18 protein-coding genes are annotated in these 20,431 nt (G+C 70.4%); 8 read left to right on the plus strand and 10 right to left on the minus strand.

Annotated elements, in window-relative coordinates:
• Positions 1-214: 214 nt before the first annotated feature.
• A complete protein-coding gene (locus ACFQVD_RS39265; protein WP_343973236.1) occupies positions 215-1,273 on the minus strand; it encodes an NAD(P)H-dependent amine dehydrogenase family protein in 1,059 nt (352 codons plus the stop codon).
• Positions 1,274-1,571: 298 nt separating this feature from the next.
• Between ACFQVD_RS39265 and ACFQVD_RS39270 the strand changes: the two genes are divergently transcribed.
• From ACFQVD_RS39270 to ACFQVD_RS39295, 6 genes are all read left to right on the plus strand, one after another.
• The gene (locus tag ACFQVD_RS39270; protein WP_343973233.1) at positions 1,572-2,468 is read left to right on the plus strand and encodes an SDR family oxidoreductase; all 897 of its coding nucleotides are present in this window, start codon (positions 1,572-1,574) and stop codon (positions 2,466-2,468) included.
• A gap of 345 nt (positions 2,469-2,813) precedes the next feature.
• On the plus strand, positions 2,814-4,322 hold the full coding sequence (locus ACFQVD_RS39275; RefSeq protein ID WP_343973230.1) for a sugar ABC transporter ATP-binding protein: 1,509 nt from the start codon (positions 2,814-2,816) through the stop codon (positions 4,320-4,322).
• A 100-nt stretch (positions 4,323-4,422) separates the two neighbouring features.
• A complete protein-coding gene (locus ACFQVD_RS39280; RefSeq protein WP_343973227.1) occupies positions 4,423-5,430 on the plus strand; it encodes an ABC transporter permease in 1,008 nt (335 codons plus the stop codon).
• Positions 5,431-5,635: 205 nt separating this feature from the next.
• The gene (locus tag ACFQVD_RS39285; RefSeq protein ID WP_364156243.1) at positions 5,636-6,700 is read left to right on the plus strand and encodes an ABC transporter substrate-binding protein; all 1,065 of its coding nucleotides are present in this window, start codon (positions 5,636-5,638) and stop codon (positions 6,698-6,700) included.
• On the plus strand, positions 6,700-7,947 hold the full coding sequence (locus tag ACFQVD_RS39290; protein ID WP_343973221.1) for a Gfo/Idh/MocA family protein: 1,248 nt from the start codon (positions 6,700-6,702) through the stop codon (positions 7,945-7,947). Before ACFQVD_RS39285 ends, ACFQVD_RS39290 begins: the two co-directional genes overlap by 1 nt.
• Positions 7,948-8,011: 64 nt before the next feature.
• Positions 8,012-9,019 carry a sugar phosphate isomerase/epimerase family protein gene (locus ACFQVD_RS39295; RefSeq protein WP_343973218.1) on the plus strand — a complete coding sequence of 336 codons (1,008 nt, stop codon included), beginning with the start codon at positions 8,012-8,014 and terminating at the stop codon, positions 9,017-9,019.
• Between the two features lie 105 nt (positions 9,020-9,124).
• On the opposite strand, the gene ACFQVD_RS39300 is transcribed toward ACFQVD_RS39295, so the two are convergent.
• From ACFQVD_RS39300 to ACFQVD_RS39310, 3 genes are read right to left on the minus strand one after another with little or no spacing between them, the layout of a single operon-like run.
• Positions 9,125-10,210, minus strand: a complete 1,086-nt coding sequence (locus ACFQVD_RS39300) for a Zn-dependent alcohol dehydrogenase (RefSeq protein ID WP_343973215.1) — start codon at positions 10,208-10,210, stop codon at positions 9,125-9,127.
• A 10-nt stretch (positions 10,211-10,220) separates the two neighbouring features.
• Positions 10,221-10,415, minus strand: coding sequence for a ferredoxin (locus ACFQVD_RS39305; protein WP_030913934.1), 195 nt, complete (start codon positions 10,413-10,415; stop codon positions 10,221-10,223).
• A 9-nt stretch (positions 10,416-10,424) separates the two neighbouring features.
• Positions 10,425-10,889, minus strand: a complete 465-nt coding sequence (locus ACFQVD_RS39310; RefSeq protein WP_343973212.1) for a pyridoxamine 5'-phosphate oxidase family protein — start codon at positions 10,887-10,889, stop codon at positions 10,425-10,427.
• A gap of 77 nt (positions 10,890-10,966) precedes the next feature.
• Here ACFQVD_RS39310 and ACFQVD_RS39315 point away from each other — a divergent pair, with 77 nt between their 5' ends.
• Complete coding sequence (locus tag ACFQVD_RS39315) at positions 10,967-11,614, plus strand: class I SAM-dependent methyltransferase (protein WP_343973210.1); 648 nt, start codon at positions 10,967-10,969, stop codon at positions 11,612-11,614.
• Here the strand turns inward: ACFQVD_RS39315 and ACFQVD_RS39320 are convergent.
• The 6 genes from ACFQVD_RS39320 to ACFQVD_RS39345 form a co-directional block, all read right to left on the minus strand.
• Positions 11,521-12,489, minus strand: a complete 969-nt coding sequence (locus ACFQVD_RS39320; protein WP_343973207.1) for an enediyne biosynthesis protein UnbU — start codon at positions 12,487-12,489, stop codon at positions 11,521-11,523. The two genes, ACFQVD_RS39315 and ACFQVD_RS39320, sit on opposite strands and share 94 nt — an antisense overlap.
• Before the next feature lie 113 nt (positions 12,490-12,602).
• Positions 12,603-14,621 (minus strand): CRTAC1 family protein, encoded by a 2,019-nt coding sequence (locus ACFQVD_RS39325; RefSeq protein ID WP_343973204.1) that lies wholly within the window; start codon positions 14,619-14,621, stop codon positions 12,603-12,605.
• Between the two features lie 85 nt (positions 14,622-14,706).
• Complete coding sequence (locus ACFQVD_RS39330) at positions 14,707-15,627, minus strand: DUF1702 family protein (RefSeq protein ID WP_343973201.1); 921 nt, start codon at positions 15,625-15,627, stop codon at positions 14,707-14,709.
• Positions 15,628-16,005: 378 nt separating this feature from the next.
• Complete coding sequence (locus ACFQVD_RS39335; protein ID WP_343973198.1) at positions 16,006-17,049, minus strand: prenyltransferase; 1,044 nt, start codon at positions 17,047-17,049, stop codon at positions 16,006-16,008.
• Positions 17,046-17,759, minus strand: coding sequence for a class I SAM-dependent methyltransferase (locus ACFQVD_RS39340; protein WP_343973195.1), 714 nt, complete (start codon positions 17,757-17,759; stop codon positions 17,046-17,048). The genes ACFQVD_RS39335 and ACFQVD_RS39340 overlap by 4 nt, the downstream gene beginning before the upstream one ends.
• A gap of 40 nt (positions 17,760-17,799) precedes the next feature.
• Positions 17,800-19,044 carry a glycosyltransferase family 4 protein gene (locus ACFQVD_RS39345; RefSeq protein WP_343973192.1) on the minus strand — a complete coding sequence of 415 codons (1,245 nt, stop codon included), beginning with the start codon at positions 19,042-19,044 and terminating at the stop codon, positions 17,800-17,802.
• A 291-nt stretch (positions 19,045-19,335) separates the two neighbouring features.
• Here ACFQVD_RS39345 and ACFQVD_RS39350 point away from each other — a divergent pair, with 291 nt between their 5' ends.
• Positions 19,336-20,364: a GDP-mannose 4,6-dehydratase gene (locus ACFQVD_RS39350; protein WP_343973189.1), complete on the plus strand. Its 1,029-nt coding sequence runs from the start codon at positions 19,336-19,338 to the stop codon at positions 20,362-20,364.
• Positions 20,365-20,431: the final 67 nt, after the last annotated feature.

Below are 20,431 nucleotides of genomic sequence, written 5' to 3' on the forward strand. Positions count from 1 at the left end.
AGCTCTGACCTTCGGTGTCCCGGTGAATTCGATGGCCGATTTCCGGATGAGGGAACGCGGCGCGGGTGACCGACGCGCCGACTGGGCGGAGAATCTGCTTATTTCGGCAAAAGTGTTAAATACCGGATAGCTCTAATCGGCGGCGGCGGGTGTCCCGGTCGCGGTACGGCCGGCCTGCCGCGGGGCTCGCCCGCGGATGCCCGGCGGTGCTTCCTCAGGCGAGGCGGACGGTGCCCCGGCCGGTGGTCAGGGGGAGGTCCAGGGCGGTACGGATGCCCGGTGGGGCGGCGCAGAGGGCGGCCACGGAGTTCACGGCATGGGCGGCGGCGCCGGCCAGCCCGTGGGAGATCTCGCTGACGGTGAGCATCAGCTGGGGCATGCCCTCGATGTGGACGCTGAAGCCTGGGTCGGCCCAGCGTGCCACCCGGGTGGCGTCGGCCTTGTAGACGCATTCCACGGTCATCAGGGGGCGGCCGCGGACCAGCCCGCTGAACATCCAGCGAGAGGCGCACACGGTGCCCGCCCTGACCAGCCCCGCGGCGATCTCGAACTCCTCTGAGGCGAGTTCGAACTCGTCGCTCTCCTCGACCTCGTCGAGGGTCACGCCGAGGTTGTCGGCGACGAACTGGACGCTCTCGGCGAACAGCGAGCGCTGGAAGGCGCGGAAGGGACGCACTCCGGCGGTGTAGTCCTTGGCCGAGCGGGTGAAGCCGAACAGGTCCACCACGATCTGCCGGGAGGGGTGACCCCGGAAGTCGGACGACTCCCGGACGTAGATGTGGTCGACCCTGCTGGACAGGCCGGTCAGCGTGAGCGGCAGCATGTCGCTCATGAAACCGGGATTGACGCCCGTGCCGTGCAGGGACGTTCCTCCCGCCCGGCAGGCGGCCTCCAGGCGGGCCACCACCGTCGGGCCATAGCACTTGGGGTAGACGAACCCGGTGGTGGTGATGACGTTCTTGCCGCTGGCGAGCAGCGCGCAGATGGTCTCCACGTCGTTCGGATGGCCCCCGCCGAAGTAGAAGGTCGGCAGCGGCATGTGCAGCACGCAGTCGGCCTCCAGGGCGAGGATCTCCTCGACGTCGTCGGTGCAGAGGACACCGGCCTCGGGAAGTCCCACGAGGAGCCCCGCGTCCCGTCCCACCTTGTCCGGGTCGTAGACCAGCACCCCGACCAGTTCGAACTCCGGCCGGGTGATGAGGCTGCGCAGGGAGTATCTGCCGACTGCGCCGGTGGCCCATTGGATCACGCGCAGGGGCGGCGATAAGGACATATGGGGCCTCCAGCCCGAATTGTTGGGCGGGGCCCTGTTGGGAAATGAGGGGTGTCATCATTGACCCTCGCCCGTATGGGGCAGAAACTTTAGCAGAAATTAACACGCTCGCTTACTATGCGCAATGATCTCCTATTTTTTGGTTACCGCCCTGGGGATTTTGGGGCCTTTATCCGAAAGGTGGTCGGCCGCTTCCGGGGGCGTCGCCGGAGGTCCGGGGCGCCCGTGATGGCATCGCCGGGGGCGAGCAAGCTATTGTTCGGAGGACTAGAATTATGTTCTCGTAGGAGGGTTGCGGATGTCAGAGCTGCGGTTTGACGGCAGGGTCGCGGTCATCACCGGCGCCGGACACGGTCTCGGCCGTTCGCACGCGCTGTCGCTCGCCGAGCGCGGTGCCAAGGTGGTCGTCAATGACCTGGGCGGGGCGCTGGACGGCACCGGGGCCTCCACCGGACCCGCCGCCGAGGTGGTCGAGCTGATCAGGAAGAACGGTGGCGAGGCGGCCGCCAGCACCGACAACGTCGCGACCCCCGAGGGGGCCAAGGCGATCGTCCAGACCGCGATCGACGCCTTCGGGCGGCTGGACATCGTCGTCAACAACGCCGGCATCCTGCGGGACAAGTCCTTCGGCAAGATGAGCGTCGAGGAGTTCGACCAGGTTCTCGCCGTCCACGTCCGCGGTTCGTTCCTGGTCAGCCGGGAGGCGTTCCCGTACCTCAAGGAGCAGGGGTACGGCCGGATCGTCAACACCTCCTCGCCCGCCGGGCTGTTCGGCAACTTCGGCCAGGCCAACTACTCCACGGCCAAGATGGGCCTGGTCGGCCTCACCAAGACGCTCGGTATCGAGGGGGCCAGGGCCGGGATCAAGGCCAACGCGATCGCGCCGGTCGCCTGGACCCGGATGACCGAGGAACTCCTCCCCGCCGAGTTCGAGGCCAAGTTCACCGCGGAGCGGGTCAGCACCCTGGTGACCTTCCTGGCGCACGAGGCCTGTGAGACCAGCGGCGAGGTCTTCAGCGTCGGCGGCGGCCGGATCGCCCGGGTGTTCGTGGCCGAGGGGCCCGGCTGGCGGCAGGACGACCACACGGTGGAGGACATCCGCGACAACTGGCAGGCGATCCTCGCCGAGCAGCCGTACCTGACCCCGACCACTCTCGGCCAGCAGGCGAGCGCCTCCATGAAGGCCATGCTCTGACGCCGCGGGCCGCGTTCCGGCGGTCCTGAGACTCAAGGGGCGCTCCCACGCCGGGGGCGCCCCTTCTGCTGTCCGCGCCGGGGACGGGGCCGGGACTTTTGTTGATTTCTGCAAAAGTCGACGGACTGTTAGTTAAAAGCTCTTCACAAATCCAGCCGAAGGGGGTTAGCTTCTGCACATCCCACTCCGGGCGAGGAGGTGCTGTGAGTCGGGTCACCACGGTCGCCGCGTGCGAGACGCGCTCACGTGCGGAACCCGACAGGCTCGTCGAGCCGCACCCGGCGGAGCGGGTGGGGCCTGCGGCGATCACGTCCTCTCGGCCCGACGACGAACCAGTGAGGCCCCATGTCCGAAGCCACCCCCCTGCTGCGCATGCGGGGGATCGTCAAGCAGTTCCCCGGTGTGCGTGCCCTGGACGGCGTCGACCTGGAGGTGCTGCCCGGTGAGGTGCACTGCCTGCTCGGCCAGAACGGCGCCGGGAAGTCCACTCTGATCAAGACCCTGGCGGGCGCTCACCAGCCCGACGAGGGCACCATCACGTTGAACGGCGCGGACGTGCGGCTGTCGAGCCCGATCGCCGCGATCAGGCTCGGCATCTCCACGATCTACCAGGAGCTCGATCTGGTGGACGGGCTGAGTGTGGCGGAGAACGTCTTCCTCGGACACGAGCCGGCCCGGCTGGGGTTCGTCGGACGGGGGAGGGCGGCGCGGGCGACGCGGGAGCTGCTGGCCCGGCTGGGGCACGGTGAGATCCACCCGTCGACGGAGGTGGGACGGCTGTCGCCGGCGGCCAAGCAGGTGGTGAGCATGGCGCGGGCGCTGTCACACGACACCCGGTTGATCATCATGGACGAGCCGTCGGCGGCGCTGGCCCATGACGAGGTGGGCAACCTGTTCCGGATCATCCGGGAGCTGACCGCCCAGGGGGTCGCGGTGGTCTACATCTCGCACCGGCTGGAGGAGATCCGCGAGATCGGGGATCGGGTGACGGTGCTCAAGGACGGTCGCACGGTCGCGGTGGGGCTGCCGGCCAAGCAGACTCCGACCTCGCGGGTGGTGGCGTTGATGACCGGCCGCGAGGTCGAGTACGTCTTCCCGCCGCGCCGCGCGGAACGCGTCGCGGGGGCCGAGGTGCTGCGGGTCGAGAGGCTCACCGTGCCCGGCGTCTTCGCCGACGTGTCGTTCTCGGTGCGGGCGGGGGAGATCGTGGGGCTGGCCGGACTGGTCGGCTCGGGCCGCTCGGAGATCATCGAGGCGGTGTACGGGGCGCGGAGGTTCTCGGGGCAGGTGCTCCTGGAGGGGCGGCCGGTGCGCGGGGGCGGTACGACGGGCACGGTCCGGCTGGGGATGGGGCTGGCCCCGGAGGAGCGCAAGGCGCAGGCCCTGCTGCTGGACCAGAGCGTGTCGCGCAACATCAGCCTGGCCAGCCTGGGCCGCTACTCGCGGCTGGGATGGATGGACCGCCGCCGCGAGGCCGCGGACGCGCGGGAGATGGTGCGGGCCCTGGACATCCGGCCGGCCGATCCCGAGCGGCCGGTCAAGACGCTTTCCGGTGGCAACCAGCAGAAGGCGGTGCTGGCGCGGTGGCTGCTCAACGACCGCAAGCTGCTGCTGCTGGACGAGCCTACCCGGGGGGTGGACGTGGGGGCTCGGGCGGAGCTGTACGCGCTGGTGCGGCGGCTGGCCGATGAGGGGATCGGGGTGTTGCTGGTCTCCAGCGAGGTGCCCGAGGTGCTGGGGCTGGCCGATCGGGTGCTGGTCCTGCGGGAGGGCCGGGTCATCCGCGAGGCCGGCGCCGGTGAGCTGGACGAACACGCCGTCCTCGACATGATCATGGAAGGAAGTGCCCTGTGACATCCCTGTCGACCGGGAGCACCGGGACTGGTGAAAGGAACCGGCAGGTCCTCATGAACGTCATCTCTCGTCGCTTCGAGAACACCCCGGCGGGGCTCCGGTGAAGTCGCCCGCGGACGAGCGCGTCGAGGCGCCGGTCCGTGAACCCGCCGTGGCGAGCCCACTGACCCGTCTCGGGGAGATGCGCCACCTCGGGCTGGTGGTCGCGCTGGTACTGCTGGCGGTGGTGGGCCTGGTCACGGTGCCCGACACCTTCGCGACCACCTCCAACCTGGTGAGCATCCTGTCGCTGGCCGCGACCATCGGAGTGATCACGGTCGGCATGACCTTCGTGATCATCGGTGGGGGCATCGACCTGTCGGTGGGCGCGGTGATGGCGCTGGCGTCGGTGTGGGCGACCACGCTGGCCACCCAGTCCTACGGCCCGCTCGTGATGATCGTGTGCGCGGTGCTGGTCGGTACCGGGGCGGGCCTGGTCAACGGGCTGCTGATCTCCTACGGGCGGATGGTGCCCTTCATCGCGACGCTGGCGATGCTGGTGGCCGCCAGGGGACTGGCCCAGCGGATGTCCGACCGGCGCACCCAGCTGGTGCAGCAGGGCAACGAGATGATCGTGGAGCTGTCGACGACCCGGGTGTTGGGCATCCCGCTGCTGGTCTACATCTTCGCGCTGGTGGTACTGGCCGGATGGGTGGTGCTGAACCGCACCACGTTCGGCCGGCGCACCTACGCGGTGGGCGGCAACCCCGAGGCGGCCAGGCTGGCGGGCATCGACGTGCGCCGCCACACGGTGTTGCTGTACGCGCTGTCGGGGCTGTGCTGCGGGATCGCGGCGGTTCTGATCATGGCCAGGACCACGACGGGTTCCTCCACGCACGGAGATCTGTACGAGCTGGACGCGATCGCGGCGGTCATCATCGGCGGCACGCTGCTGACCGGGGGGCGCGGGTCGATCATCGGATCGATCCTGGGTCTGCTGATCTTCACTGTGATCACGAACCTGTTCATTCTCAACGGGCTCAACACCAGCGACCAGTTGGTGGCCAAGGGCCTGATCATCGTGGTGGCGGTGCTGCTCCAGCGGCGCGCCCTCACCTCACGAACCTGAGCCCGGTCCGGTGGATCTTCCGTATCCCGAGGCCAGGAGGCGTCTCACCACGTTTCCGCAGCCTCGGGAGAGACCGGCCGGCCGGTCCTCGCCGCGTCAGGATCCGCCGGACAGAGCCTGGACCCGCGTCCCGCGGACCGGTCAGGGGTCCGCGGGGCGCGCTACGCCTCCACCTCCCAGTTCCCCCCCAAGAAGGAGCAGGATCATGACAGAGAACGTCGCTCGCAGGGGTTTCCTGCTCGGCGGTGCGGTCATCGGCGCGGGTGCGCTGGTGACCGCGTGCACCGGCAACGAGGTGGCCGCACCGGCCGGCGCGGCGAGCTCGGCGCCGGCGCCGGCGGCCGCGACCGGCGGTAACGACGCGCCCGGCGACAAGGTGGTCATCGGCTTCTCGGCACCCGCGGCCGATCACGGCTGGATCGCCGCGATCGCCAAGAACGCCGAGGCCACGGCCAAGCAGTACGCCGACATCGAGTTCAAGCCGGTCGAGCCGACCAATGACATCAACGCGCAGATCTCCGCGGTGGAGTCGCTGATCGCGGCGAAGGTCGCCGCCCTGGTGATCCTGCCGAACGACGGCCAGCAGCTCAACCAGATCGCCCGCCAGGCCTCGGACGCGGGCATCCCGGTGATCAACCTGGACCGGGTCTTCCCCGACAAGCTGTCGTACCGCACCTGGATCGGCGGCGACAACTACGGCATGGGCGTCGCGGCCGGCCACTACATCGGCAAGAAGCTCAAGGACAAGGGGGTGGCCGACCCGGTGATCCTGGAGATCCAGGGCATCGCGACGCTGCCGCTGACCCAGGACCGCAGCAAGGGGTTCGAGGACGCGCTGAAGACGTACGGGTTCGCGGTGACGGCCAAGCAGGACGCGCAGTTCACCGTGGAGTCGGGGACCAAGGTCGCGGCGAACCTGATGCAGGCGCACAAGAAGATCGACGCGATCTGGAACCACGACGACGACCAGGGCATCGGCGTGCTGGCCGCGATCAAGGAGGCCGGGCGCAGCGAGTTCTTCATGGTCGGTGGCGCCGGGTCGGCCAACGCGATGCGCGACATCAAGGCGGGTACGGGGGTGCTGGAGGCGACGGTGACCTACAGTCCCACGATGGCCTCCTCGGCGATCAAGCTGGCCCGCCTGATCGCCCAGGGCAAGGGGATGAGCGATCTGGTGGAGAACCAGGTACCCCAGTCGATCACCCTGGCCTCGGAGACGATCACCAAGGAGAACGTGGACGCCTACCTGCCGCTGGGATTCGAGTCCTGATGGCTCAGACGGACGAGGCCACGCCCGGATCGACGCCGACACCGGGGCCGGCGCCGGGAACGGCGGGAGGGGAACGCCCGAGGCTGGGCATCGGCATGGTCGGCTACGCGTTCATGGGCCGGGTGCACTCCCAGGCCTGGCGCAGCGCGCCGGCGTTCTTCGACCTGCCGGTCCGGCCGGTGATGGCGGCGCTGTGCGGCCGCTCGGCCGAGGGCACGGCACGGGCGGCCGAGCAGATGGGCTGGGCGGCGGTCGAGACCGACTGGCGCGAGCTGATCGCCCGTGAGGACGTCGACGTGGTCGACATCTGCACCCCCGGTGATTCGCACGCGCGGATCGCGATCGCCGCGCTGGAGGCCGGCAAGCACGTGCTGTGCGAGAAACCGCTGGCCAACACGGTCGCCGAGGCCGAGGCGATGGCGGACGCGGCACGGGCGGCCGCGGCCCGCGGGGTCCACGCGATGGTGGCGTTCAACTACCGGCGGGTGCCCGCGATCGCGCTCGCCGCCCGCTGGGTGGCAGAGGGGAGGCTGGGCGAGATCCGGCACGTGCGGGCGCAGTACCTGCAGGACTGGATCGTCGATCCGGACTTCCCGCTGGTGTGGCGGCTGCGAAGGGAACTCGCCGGGTCCGGGGCGCTGGGCGACATCGGCGCGCACATCATCGACACCGCGCAGTTCATCACCGGTCAGCACCTGACGCAGGTCTCGGCGCTGACCGAGACCTTCATCACCCGGCGCCCGCTGGCCGAGACCTCCGCCGGGCTGTCGGCCGGCGTCGGCGGTGCCGAGACGGGGGAGGTGGACGTCGATGACGCGGCGCTGTTCATCGGCAGGTTCAGCGGTGGCGCGCTGGCCTCGTTCGAGGCCACCCGGTTCGCCACCGGGCGTAAGAACGCGCTGCGCATCGAGATCAACGGCTCGGCCGCCAGCGTGGCGTTCGACTTCGAGGCCATGAACGAGCTCTGGTTTCACGACCACGCCCTGCCCGCCGAGGAGGCGGGGTTCCGCCGGGTGCTGGTCACCGAGCCGGGACACCCGTACGCGGGAGCGTGGTGGCCACCGGGTCACGGCCTTGGCTACGAGCACACCTTCACCCACGAGGTGAAGGACTTCGTACAGGCGATCGCCTCCGGCGCCGCGCCGTCCCCGTCGTTCGACGACGGGTTGCGGGTCCAGCGCGTGCTGGCCGCGGTCGAGCGCAGCGCCGCCGACCAGAGCCGGCTGACAGCGGTACGGCAGACGTGAGCGGGCCGGCGGTGCGCCACACCGTCGGCCAGGAGAGAACAGGTCCATCAACCGTGGAGGACGTATGAGCAGGCCGATCACCTTGTTCACCGGCCAGTGGGCCGATCTGCCCTTCGAGGAGGTCTGCCGGCTGGCCTCGGGCTGGGGATACGACGGGCTGGAGATCGCCTGCTGGGGCGATCACTTCGAGGTCGACAAGGCCTTGTCCGACGACTCCTACGTCGAGCGCAAACTGGAAGTGCTGGCCAGGCACAACCTCAAGGTGTGGACCATCTCCAACCACCTGCTCGGCCAGGCCGTGTGTGACAGTCCCATCGACGAGCGGCACAAGGGCATCCTGCCCGCGCGGATCTGGGGCGACGGTGAACCCGAGGGGGTGCGCCGACGCGCGGCCGAGGAGATGAAGGACACGGCTCGGGCGGCGGCCAGGCTCGGTGTGGACACCGTGGTCGGCTTCACCGGATCGTCCATCTGGCACACCGTGGCGATGTTCCCGCCGGTGCCGTCCGCGATGATCGAGGCCGGCTACGCCGATTTCGCCGCCAGGTGGAACCCGATCCTGGACGTCTTCGACGAGGTCGGGGTGCGTTTCGCCCACGAGGTGCATCCGAGCGAGATCGCCTATGACTACCACAGCACGGTACGGACCCTGGAGGCCGTCGGGCACCGGCCCGCGTTCGGGCTGAACTGGGACCCCTCGCACATGGTGTGGCAGGAGATCGACCCGGTCGGCTTCATCCTGGACTTCGCCGACCGGATCTACCACGTCGACTGCAAGGACGCCAAGGTCCGCACCGGTGACGGCCGCCGCGGCCGGTTGGCCTCGCACCTGCCCTGGGGCGATCTGCGCCGGGGCTGGGACTTCGTCTCCACCGGCCGGGGCGACGTGCCGTGGGAGGACTGTTTCCGCGCGCTGAACGCGATCGGTTACACCGGGCCGATCTCCATCGAGTGGGAGGACGCGGGCATGGACCGCCTGGACGGCGCCCCCGACGCGCTGGCCGTGATCCGCGGGTTCAACGCCATCACCCCGCCCTCGGCCGCCTTCGACGCGGCCTTCTCCTCCGACTGAGACACGCGGGGCCGATGTGCCGGAGGCATGCCGGTGACCCGGCCGGGTCACCGGTCCGCCCTGCTCAGGTGGGCGGCCCGGTGGCCCGGTGCGCGGGTTCGGCGCTCAGTCCATGACGACGATCTGGCGCAGCACCTCGCCGCCCCTGAGCGCCGCCACGGCGTCGTTGAGGTCGGCCAGCTTGATGCGGGAGCTGATCATGCTCTCCAGGTCGAGCTTGCCGGCCTTGTAGAGTCCCGCGAAGAACGGGAAGTCGCGCCGGACGTCCGAGCCGCCGTACAGCGAGCTGAGGATGTTCTTGCCCTCGAACAGCAGGCTGAAGGCGCTCAGCGGGACGTTGTCGTCCATCGCGCCCGCGCCCACCACGATCATGTCGCCACCCCGGCGGGTCGCCTGCCAGGCCGTCATGATGGCGGCGGACTTGCCGACGGCCTCGAAGCCGTAGTCGAACCCGGCACCGCCGGTGAGCGTGCCGAGCGCGTCCATCAGCTGGTCGGGGGTGATGGCGTGGGTCGCGCCGACCTTCTTGGCGAGGGCGTGCTTGGACTCCAGCGGGTCGATCGCCAGGATCGTGGTGGCGCCGGAGATGCGGGCACCCTGGATCACCGAGAGGCCGATGCCGCCGGCGCCGACCACGGCGACCGTCGAGCCGGCCTTCACCTTGGCCGTGTTGAGCGCCGCGCCGACGCCGGTGGTGATCCCGCAGCCGATCAGGGCCGCCGCCTCGAAGGGCACCTCGGGGTCGACCTTGATCGCGCCCTGCCAGGGCACGACGATCTCCTCGGACCAGGTGCCGCACCCGGCCATGCCGAACGCCGGGGTGTCGCCGCCGTAGCGGAAGCGGGCGTTGACGAAGCTGTCCATCACGTAGGTCATGCACAGGAACGGCTGGTGCACCAGACAGTTCGCGCAGGTGCCGCAGGCCGGGGTCCAGTTGATGATGACGTGGTCGCCTGGCTGCACCGTGGTCACGTGGTCGCCGACCTCGACGACCTCTCCGGCGCCCTCGTGGCCGGGGATGACCGGCAGTGGCATGGGCAGCACGCCGCTGATCACCGACAGGTCGGAGTGGCAGACGCCGGTGGCCCTGACCTTGACGCGGACGTCCGTCGGGCCCATCGGGGCGAGGGTGAAGTCATCGCGGATGTCGAGCTTGTCGTCGCCGACGGCATGCAGAAGCGCACCACGCATGGGGGACCTCCTAGTTCTCCTCAACGGAGAGTGCGGCTTTGGGACAGGACCGCACGGCGTGCCGGACGCGGTCCATCATCTCCGGCGGCGGCTCAGGCAGCAGCAGGTGCAGCTGGTCGTCGTCGTCGAGTTCGAAGACCTCCGGGGCGAGTCCCATGCAGATCGCATTGGCCTCGCAGACCAGATAGTCGACTTTGATTTTCATGCGGGCCTCCTAGCCGGGAATGGCGAGCTTACGGTGATCCCAAGAGATCACACGAGTGGGCTCGACCACAAAGGCGACCCTTTTGCGGCCGGTGTAGGCCACGTATTCGGTGAGCGACTCCTCCGCGTCGGGCATCCCGGCCATCCGTCTGGCCACGTTCATGCCGACGTCGAGGATGCCCTCGGGGTCGTCGATCCTCCGAGCCACCCCGTACACCAGTACGCCGCGCAGATCGGAGTATTCCTCCCCGGCCTCGATCAGGCAGCTCACCCTGGCGTCGCGCTGGATGTTGAGTGTCTTCTGGGCCTTGCCGTAGGTCCAGAAGGAGATCTTGCCCTCGGTCAACCCGTAGAACATGGTCACCATGTGTGGGGTGCCGTCCGGATTGATGGTGCCGAGCTGCAGCTTCCGCGACTCACCGACGAAAGCCGTCACCTCGTCGTCGGACATCACGATGCGGGCGCGCTGGTTCACGGTGCAAAGTAGAACACGTTCCACAAGGTCGGGCAAGGGCCAATCGGAATGTTGTTCGGTATGGGTAGTCTGCTGGGATGAGCAACGCCACCATGCCCGCCGACCTGCTGTACGCCGCCCAGCACGCCAAGGGCTTCATGCCGCACGAGGAGGGATTCGCGCTGTTCGAGACCGCCGTCGAGTACGGCCCGCGCGGCCCGATCTGCGAGATCGGCAGCTACTGCGGGAAGTCGGCGGTCTACCTCGGCGCGGGGGCCCGGCAGGCCGGGTCCGTGGTCTTCACGGTGGACCACCACCGGGGCTCCGAGGAGATCCAGCCCGGGTGGGCTCACCACGACCCCACCCTGATGGACCCCCGCTTCGGCAAGATGGACTCGCTGCCCACCTTCCGCACCACCATCGCCTCCGCGGGTCTGGAGGAGGAGGTCATCGCGATCGTCGGCAGGTCCGAGCGCGTCGCCGGGCTGTGGAACACCCCGCTGGCGATGCTCTTCATCGACGGCGGCCACTCCGAGCTCCCGGTGACCAAGGACTACGAGGGGTGGGCGCCGCACGTCATGCAGGGCGGCGCCCTGGTCTTCCACGACGTCTACCCGGACCCGGCCACGGGCGGGCAGGCGCCGTACCGCGTCTACCAGCGGGCGCTTGCCTCCGGCGCGTTCAGGGAGGTCCGGCAGGAGGGTTCGCTGCGGGTGCTCGAACGGATCGGCCCCGGCATCGGCTGACCTCCCCGTGCGGGGCGCCCGGTGCCGGGCGGGCGGCGGAGCCGTTTCAGCTCCCGGCCCGCGCAGACGATCACAGGGGCGAGGAACAGCCCGAAGACGACGTGGAACTGGACAAGCAGCCCGTAGACCGCCGCCGTGGCCAGGCCGAACCCGACCTGGTCGCGCGCCCTGACCGGGGACGTGCCCGGATCGGTGATCACGTAGCCGGTGTAGAGGGCGAAGACGGTCCCGGTCATCGGCAGCAGGGCGCCGACCGCCGACACGTCGCCCAGGCCGCCCCTGAGACACGCCTGTAGGGCGAACCCGCCCGCCCAGCCCAGGACCAGCGGCAGCCTGCCGGCGGGTCCGGCGTTCGCCAGCACGCCCCCTGCCAGTACGGCCAGCGGCACGATCAGGTCGAGAGGACCCGAGACCCACGCGGTGAACTGGTAGGCGGGGGCGAGGCCGACCCACGGGAACAGCAGCAGCACGGCGACGATCCCGAAGGCCACCGGATTCAGGAACGCGACGCCGGGCGCGTCCCCGCCGGTGCGCCTCGCCGGTCTCGTCGTTCCCGCCCCATCGGCCGTGCGCGCCGGCTCCGGCGCCCGCACGCGGAAGAGGTACGTGCTGCCGACGCCGATCAGGACGGCGAGCACGATCGGCATCAGACGCCCGTTGCCGTACAGCAGCATCGCGCAGAGCAGGCCGCGGATGTAGGAGGGCAGGAAGAAGTCGGCGACCCGGTCGCGGGGCACCCCGAGATAGCGGGCCGGGCGCCGCCACGCCCACGCCTCCACGGTCTCCAGCGCGAACTCGGTGGCCACGCCGGTGAGCGCGCCGACCACCGGCGCCAGGCAGGACTGCTCGAAGCCGAGCACGGTGTGCCCGAGCACGGTGAGCAGGGTGAGGGACCACGCCGACCGGCGGAGCGCCCTGCCTAGGCTCGGACCGGAGACCCGCGGTTTCGCTGTCCGGGGTTTCGCTGTCTCGGGGGGTGGGGCGGCGCTCACGGACGGCGGACCTCCGAGGCCCGGCCGTCGGCCAGCAGGATCCGGTGCCAGCCGGGCTCCACGGACACCGACGCGGTACGGGCGCCGCCGCAGGCGTCCCTCCAGGAGATCTCGACGGGGACGGGGGAGTCCGGCAGGTGGTCGCCCAGACCGAACAGCAGCTCGGGCGCGGAGAAGCCGTTGTGCCCGTTGGCGGGGTAGAGCTGCCTGCTGCGCATGCCCCCGCCGGGCAGGCGCACCGTGGCGACGGCCCCGATGGCGGGCCGGGTCGGCCCGGGGCGTGTCCACTCCAGGCGTGCCGCTCGGGACCGCTCCGGTCCGGAGCGTGGCGCGGCGGATGGGCGGCAGGGGCCCGCCGGCAGACGGAGCCGCAGGCCCACGAACGGTGCCGTCGGGCCGTGGTTGCCGTAGAGCACCGACTCCGACCACTGGTTGGCGACCGCGAAGTCCAGTCGCCCGTCGTCGTCGACGTCGCCCACCGCGAAGGCCCGGCTGACCGTGCCGTCGCTGTCGCCGCCGACCCCGGCCCGCCGGGCCACGTCCGCGTAGCGGCCGTCCTGACCCCTGGTGAAGAAGGTGTTGGTGTCGCGGCCCGACAGGTCGTCTCCGGCCCGGATGCTCGGCCAGAGCGCGGGACGGGAGAGGAACAGGTCGTTCGCCGACGCGGCCTCCTGCAGTTGCGCCCACCGGTCGACCTCACCCCTGACGAACCCGGTCGCGTGCATGATCTCGTCGTCGCCGTCGTTGTCGAAGTCGGCGGCCTTGACGTCCCAGGACCAGCCACTGCGGCTCAGCCCCAGTTCCTCACCGAGGTCTTCGTAGGGCGCGTGACCGCCGTGCAGGTCGCCGGGCCGGGACACGAAGGCGAAGTTGCCCTGGTGCAGCGCGTGGTCCTCGGTGAGGTTGCTCACCAGGATGTCCGGCCTGCCGTCGGCGTTGAGGTCGGTGAAGCCGACGCCCATCCCCTTGAACGAGTCGCGGCCGACGACCCTGGAGGCGGGAGTCGTCAGGTGCCTGGTGCCTCTGGCCTCGGTGAACCGGATCCGGCCGGGCACCGACTCGTTGACCAGCAGCCGGTCGGGGCCGAAGTCGCAGGCCAGGTACAGCTCGGGCCGCCCGTCGCCGTCCAGGTCCTGGGTGCCCAGCGCCAGCGTCCAGCCTCCGTTCCCGACCTCGTCGAACACCCCCTCGGCCTCGGTGAACCGTGCCGGTCCGCTCGCCAGGTAGAGCCGGGCGCCGCCGCCGTTGGCGGCGGCGGACAGCGAGTCGGGCATCACCGCGCTGCCGGGGTCACCGTCGTTGGGGTCAGCGTCGTTGGGGTCACCGTCTTTGGAGGCACCGTCTTTGGAGGCACCGTCGGTGGAGGCGCCGTCGCCGAGCACCCGGACGCCGTCGGGGAAGTAGTCGCCGAAGACCAGGTCGAGGCGGCCGTCCCCGTCGAAGTCACCGGTCGTGGCGGCGCTGGTGTTCCAGATCTCCGGCTCGGTGGTCAGCGCGCGGTGGCGGAAGGCGGTTCCGGAAGGGGGTACCCCGGGCACGCGCAGGAAGAGCGAGGGGGAGCGGCCCCAGTAGTAGACGACCAGATCCTGCCAGCCGTCCTGGTCGAGGTCGGCGGGCAGGCACCCGGTCGGCGCCTCGTACCGCCTGCGATCCGGGGGGACCAGCGTGAACGGCCGGTAACCCCGGGGCGTCCCCGGTGCCCGCCTGACGGTCACCGTGTCATGGCGGGGATCGACCAGGCACAGGTCGTCGGCGACGACCTCGTTGTCCACGTCGAACAGCGCCACCCCGGCGCCCAGCGACGACACCCAGCCCTGGAGACCGGCGTATCCCGCCGCGACCGGCCGCAGGGTACGGTCACCGGGTCCCGGGGGCGGCCCGAGCGGCCTCGCGTGGAAGGAGAAGTCGGCCGACGTCTCCGCGACCGAGGTGTCCGGCAGGCCGGTCAGCCGCCACCCGGCGGCGGCGGCGATCAGGGCGAGGGCTCCCGCCGCGTACCTGCGAACCCCTGACATCGCTCTCACCGCCCCTTCGAGCCGCAGGTGACGATCCCGGCCGCGACCGGTCCGGCATCGTCCGCGTCCCCTCTTCGAGTCGCGGTCAAGAATCGCGGTCGCGCCGTGCCCAGGCCTTCCGGATTCCCGCCCGCCAGGCCTGGTAGTGGTCGCCGCTGTGCGCGTTGTGGCCCAGCGCGACGAGCGCGGTGTCGGTCCAGGCCGCCGCCTCGTCCACTTCGGCACCGCACAGCACGGGGGCGGCGGCGACGGTGTGTTCGGGGACCACGGCCGAGATCAGCCGGGAGGCGCAGGCGAAGGCGCACCCCTGGGCGAGGTGGGCGCGGAAACCGTCCTCGGCCGCGGCGGAGGCCAGCCGCCCCAGGTCCGCGGCGCTCGCACCCCCGGTGTACGTGGCGGCCAGGCCCACGCCGCTCCACAGGTCGGCGCGGCGCCCCGCGGGAAACTCGGCGATGCGCAGCACGACGTCAGCCGTCCCCGCGCACTCGTGGAACCAGAGCATCCGCCCCAGTCCCTGATCGAAGATCGCTCTCCGGGTCCGGTCCATGAGCCCGGCCGTCCGCTGGCGCCCCACCGTGCGGTCCGCGGAGAAGAAACCCTGGTGGAAGCCGAAGCCGTCGTGGGCCAGCCAGCGCAGCAGCGGGTGCACCGAGCGGACGCCCCACATCGGCCGTAGCCGCATCCGGGCGTACGCCCGGCCGGTGCCCATGTGGATGAGGTGCGGGTAGCGCATCCCCGGCCCGCTCAGCAGCTCCCGCAGGCGGCGCCCGCCGGTGAGGGTGAGCACGTCGAGGGTGGCGCAGGCCATGCCCGCGCCCTCGTACCCGAAACCGCGCAGGTCCTCGCGGAGGTCGTCGATCCGCTCGGCCTCCCCGGCGACCACCGCGTTGAACCCGGTCGTGAACGACCGCTCCGCGCCCTCCAGCCGCTCGCGCGCCGGCCCCAGCCGGAACCGCCGTACCCCGAACCCCACCCGGGCGGGGTTCTGCCACAGCAGCCGGGTCACGCCGTTCGGCCTGGGCGGCGCCGACGTCCCCGGAGCCGGCGCCCTCGGCTCGGAAAGGTCGGGCCCCGGAGGGCCGGGCTCGGAGAAGTCCGGCCGGGGAGAGGGGACCGGGGATTCCTGCGGGCCCGGATGCTCGGCGGGGTCCGGAGGGCCGGCCGAGCCCGTGGGCTCGGGTCGCCGCGGGGGTGCCGGGTCAGGGGTGCCCTCCGGGACGGCCTCCGCGCCGGCCGTCTCGGTGTCATCGCTCTGAGCTACCGTCCGAGTGCCCTCCGCATTACTCACGGACCCGAACGTAGTGAGCCGCATTCAGCCCTTCAAGCACCACGTTTCTGATTCCGTGCAAAGAAAACGCCGACGGCACGGCCGAGAGCCGGGGGTTCAGCTCCGGGAGCGGGCGTGGCTGCAGCCGCAGGCGGCGGTGGGGCGGTCGGTCAGGTACTTGCCCGCGTCGCGGAAGATGCCCGCGGCGGGGGTGTGCCCGGCCAGCGCGTCGGCGGCGAGTACGACCGCGGCCGCGGTGTAGGCGGAGCGCTCGTGGGGGAACCACTTCTCGTTCGCGAACTGCCAGCCGGTCCAGTACGAGCCGTCCTCGTGCCGCAGGTGCTGCATGTCCGAGAAGAGCTTCCGCGCCCGGTTCCGGTCGCCCAGCGCGTCGAGGGTGAGCACCAGCTCGCACGTCTCGGCACCGGTCACCCACGGCTGGTCGGAGACGCAGCGGATGCCGAGGTCCGGCTCCACGAACGTGTCCCACTCCTCGGCCAGCCGGGCCCGCGCGGCCGGGCCGCGCACCGCGCCGCCCAGGATCGGGTAGTACCAGTCCATCGAGAAGCGGCTCTTGTCGGCGAACGCCTCGGGGTGGGCGACCAGCACGTGGCCGAGCTGGTCGGCGGCCAGCTCCCAGTCGGGCTGCGGGTCGCCCAGGTGCTCGCCGAGCAGCACGCCGCAGCGCAGGCCCTGGTGGACGGAGGCGCAGCCGGTCAGCAGCGCGTACTCGGCGGGCCTGCCGTCGGCCGCGCGCTCCCAGACGATCTCGCCCCGAGTGGTCTGCAGACCGACCACGAAGTCCAGCGCCGCCCGGACCACCGGCCACATCCGCCGGGTGAAGTCCTCGTCGGAGGTCACCAGCAGTTCGTGCCAGACGCCGACCGCGATGTAGGCGGCGTGGTTGGACTCCCCGCCCTGCTCGACGGCCTCGCCCCCGACCAGCTTCATCGGCCAGGAACCGTCGGAGCGCTGGGTGCGGACCAGCCAGTCGTATCCCCGGCGGGCCGGGCCGGTCAGCCCCGCCACACTCATCGCCATCAGGCACTCGACATGGTTCCAGGCGTCCACGTGCCCCTCGGGCCAGGGAATGCCGCCGTCGGGCTCCTGCACCGCCGCGATGCTCTGGGCGGTCTGCACGACCTGTTCCCAGGAGATCATGCGGGCTTCCGGACGTAGAGCACCACGCTCTTGCCGATGAGCGGGTTGAGTACGGCCTCGGCGATCCTGGTGGCGGCGGGACGTTTCATGATGTCCCAGACCAGCAGCTCGTGGTAGGCCTTGGCCAGCGGGTGGTCGTCGTTGTCGACGCCGACCGCGCACTTGATCCACCAGTACGGCGCGTGCAGGCCGTGGGCGTGGTGGTGCGGGCCGATGGTGAAGCCGGTCGACTTGAGCTTCGCGCTCAGCTCGGCCAGCGTGTAGATGCGGACGTGCCCGCCGGGAGCGGTGTGGTACGCCTCGTCGAGTGCCCAGCAGATCCGTTCCGGCAGGAAGCTCGGCACCGTGATGGCCGCCTGGCCACCCGGCTTGAGGACCCGGAAGATCTCCCGCATCGCGGCCATGTCGTCGGGGATGTGCTCCAGTACCTCGGCCGCGATCACCCGGTCGAAGGCGCCGTCCTCGAACGGCATGTCGAGCGCGTCGCCCGTCACGGTGTCCGCCGTCGCCCCGGGTGGCACCTCACCGGCCTTGTCCATCGCGGCGAACATGTTCGCCACGCCTTCCAGCTCCCCCGCGTCCATGTCGAAGGCCACCACGTCGGCACCGCGCCGCAGTACCTCGAACGCGTGGCGTCCGCCGCCACACCCCAGGTCCAGCACCCGGGTTCCCGGACCCACGGGCAACCGGTCGAAGTCGACAGTCAGCACTGGCCGCTCCTTGTGAGAGGTGATCGTTTCAGGGTGTCGGTCACTTCGCGCGGTGGGCCTGGATGGCCTCGTGGTAGGCCTCCACGGTCCGCCTGGCGACGACGTTCCAGGTGAAGCGCTCCATGACCCGGTCGTAGCCCTTCTTGCCCACCGCGGCCCGCTCCTCGGGAGAGTCGTGCAGGCGGCGCAGCACCGCGGCCAGCTCCTCGGGGTCGCCGGGGGCCACCTGTACGGCGGCGTCGCCGACGACCTCGGGCAGCGCCCCGGTGCGGCTGGCGACCAGCGGGGTGCCGCAGGCCATGTGCTCGACGGCGGGCAGCGAGAAGCCCTCGTACAGGGAGGGGACGACCGAGATCTCCGAGGTGGCGATCAGCTCGCCCAGCTCGGTGTCGGAGATGCCGTGCACGAACCTGACCCGGTCCCGCAGCGCCAGCTCGCCGACGAGCTTCTCGGTCGGGCCGCCGGGAGTGGGCTTGCTGACCACCGTCAGGTGGACGTCGCGCTCGGTGGCGAGCTTCGCCACGGCCCGCAGCAGCGTCGCGACCCCCTTCATCGGGGAGTCGGCGCTGGCCACCGCGACGATGGAGCCGGGCCGCTTGGGAAGCTCCGGGCGCGGGTGGAAGTAGCGGGTGTCGACGCCCAGCGGGATGAGCCGCATGTTCTTCTGGGGCACGTTGAAGTCGCGGTGGATGTCGGCGAGGGAGGACTCGCTGACGGTCAGGATCGGGCTGAGCCGCGGCGCGACCTTGGCCTGCATGCGCACGAAGCCGTACCAGCGTCGCATGGAGAGCTTCTTGCGCAGCGGAGCCGCCTTCAGCTCGATGCGCCGGTCCACGCTGATCGGGTGGTGGATGGTCCCGACCACGGGGAACAGCTTCTGGATGCCGAGCAGTCCGTAGCCGAGGGTCTGGTTGTCCTGCACCACGTCGAAGTCGCCGACGCGCTTCTTCAGCTCGCGGTGCGCCCGCAGGGTGAAGGTCAGCGGCTCGGGAAACCCGGCGGTCCACATGGTGCCGACCTCGAGCAGGTCGATCCAGTCGCGGTACTCGCGGAGCCCGGGAGTACGGAAGGGGTCCTCGTCGCGGTACAGGTCCAGGCTGGGGACCTTGGTGAGGATGACGCCCTCGTCGAGCTCCGGGTAGGGCTGGCCGGAGAGGACCTCCACGCTGTGCCCGAGGGCGACCAGCTCGCGGCTGAGGTGACGCAGGTAGACGCCCTGCCCACCGCAGGTCGGCTTGCTGCGATACGACAGCAGTGCCACCCGCAGTGATTCAGCACCCGGCACGGCAACCCCTTTCTCACCCTGCCCGAAAGGGGACAGGTACCGTGAAAGATGACCTTAGTCCTCGGACACTACCATTCGGTAGCTCTGTTGTACCTGATGTGGAATTGTTCCTAGGGTGTGCTTCACCGGGCGCGAGCTGGGAGGTTAACCTGACCGAACAGGATTCGGTGGAACGCGTTCTAGGTGCGCCGTGGGGGAGATAGTGCCCACACGGGGGTGGGACGGTACATTCGCCAATCAAACGGCATAAGACCAGGCATAGGTCCCGCCCCCGCAAGCGAGGAGGACGCGTTGGCCAGGCGCGCGCTGATCACAGGTATCACCGGGCAGGACGGTTCCTATCTGGCCGAGTGCCTGCTCAGTCAGGGCTACGAGGTCTTCGGCCTGGCCCGAGGGCAGGCCAACCCGCGCGTCTCACGGCTCCGCAAGCTCCTGCAGGACGTTCAGCTCGTCCGGGGTGACCTGCTCGACCAGGGTTCGTTGATCTCCGCGGTCGAGAAGGTCCAGCCCGACGAGGTCTACAACCTGGGCGCCATCTCGTTCGTCCCCATGTCGTGGGAGCAGGCCGAGCTCACCGGCGAGGTGACCGGCATGGGCGTGCTGCGCATGCTGGAGGCCATCCGGGTCTGCTCCGGGATCTCCTCCTCGCGTACGGCCGCCGGATCCGGGCAGATCCGGTTCTACCAGGCGTCGTCCTCGGAGATGTTCGGCCAGGTTCGCGAGACCCCGCAGACCGAGATCACCCCCTTCCACCCCCGCTCGCCGTACGGCGTGGCCAAGGCGTACGGGCACTTCCTGACGCAGAACTACCGCGAGTCGTACGGCATGTACGCGGTGTCGGGGATCCTGTTCAACCACGAGTCCCCGCGCAGGGGCGCCGAGTTCGTCACCAGGAAGGTGAGCCTCGGCGTGGCCAGGATCAAGCTCGGCCTCGCCTCGGAGCTGCGCCTGGGCAACATGGAGGCGCGTCGCGACTGGGGGTTCGCCGGGGACTACGTCCGCGCGATGCACCTGATGCTCCAGACGGACACGCCCGAGGACTACGTGATCGGCACCGGCCGCACCCAAACCGTCCGCGACCTGACCGAGGCCGCCTTCGCCGCCGCGGGGCTCGACTGGGAGCGGTACGTCGTCACCGACCAGACCCTGCACCGCCCCGCCGAGGTCGACCTGCTCTGCGCGGACCCGAAGAAGGCCCGCGTCCAGCTCGGCTGGGAGCCCTCGGTCACCTTCGAGGAACTGGTGGCGATGATGGTCGAATCGGACGTCAAGCTGCTCTCCGACGGCGGCGACCCCGACCAGGACTCCTCCTGGCCCTGATCTCCGGAGCCGTAGGGCTTCTGCTGCGGCAGGGGGCCGCCTATCGTCGTTCCTTGGATCGGCGGTG

The organism is Streptosporangium amethystogenes subsp. fukuiense, from assembly GCF_042665875.1.
Lineage (GTDB): Bacteria > Actinomycetota > Actinomycetes > Streptosporangiales > Streptosporangiaceae > Streptosporangium > Streptosporangium fukuiense.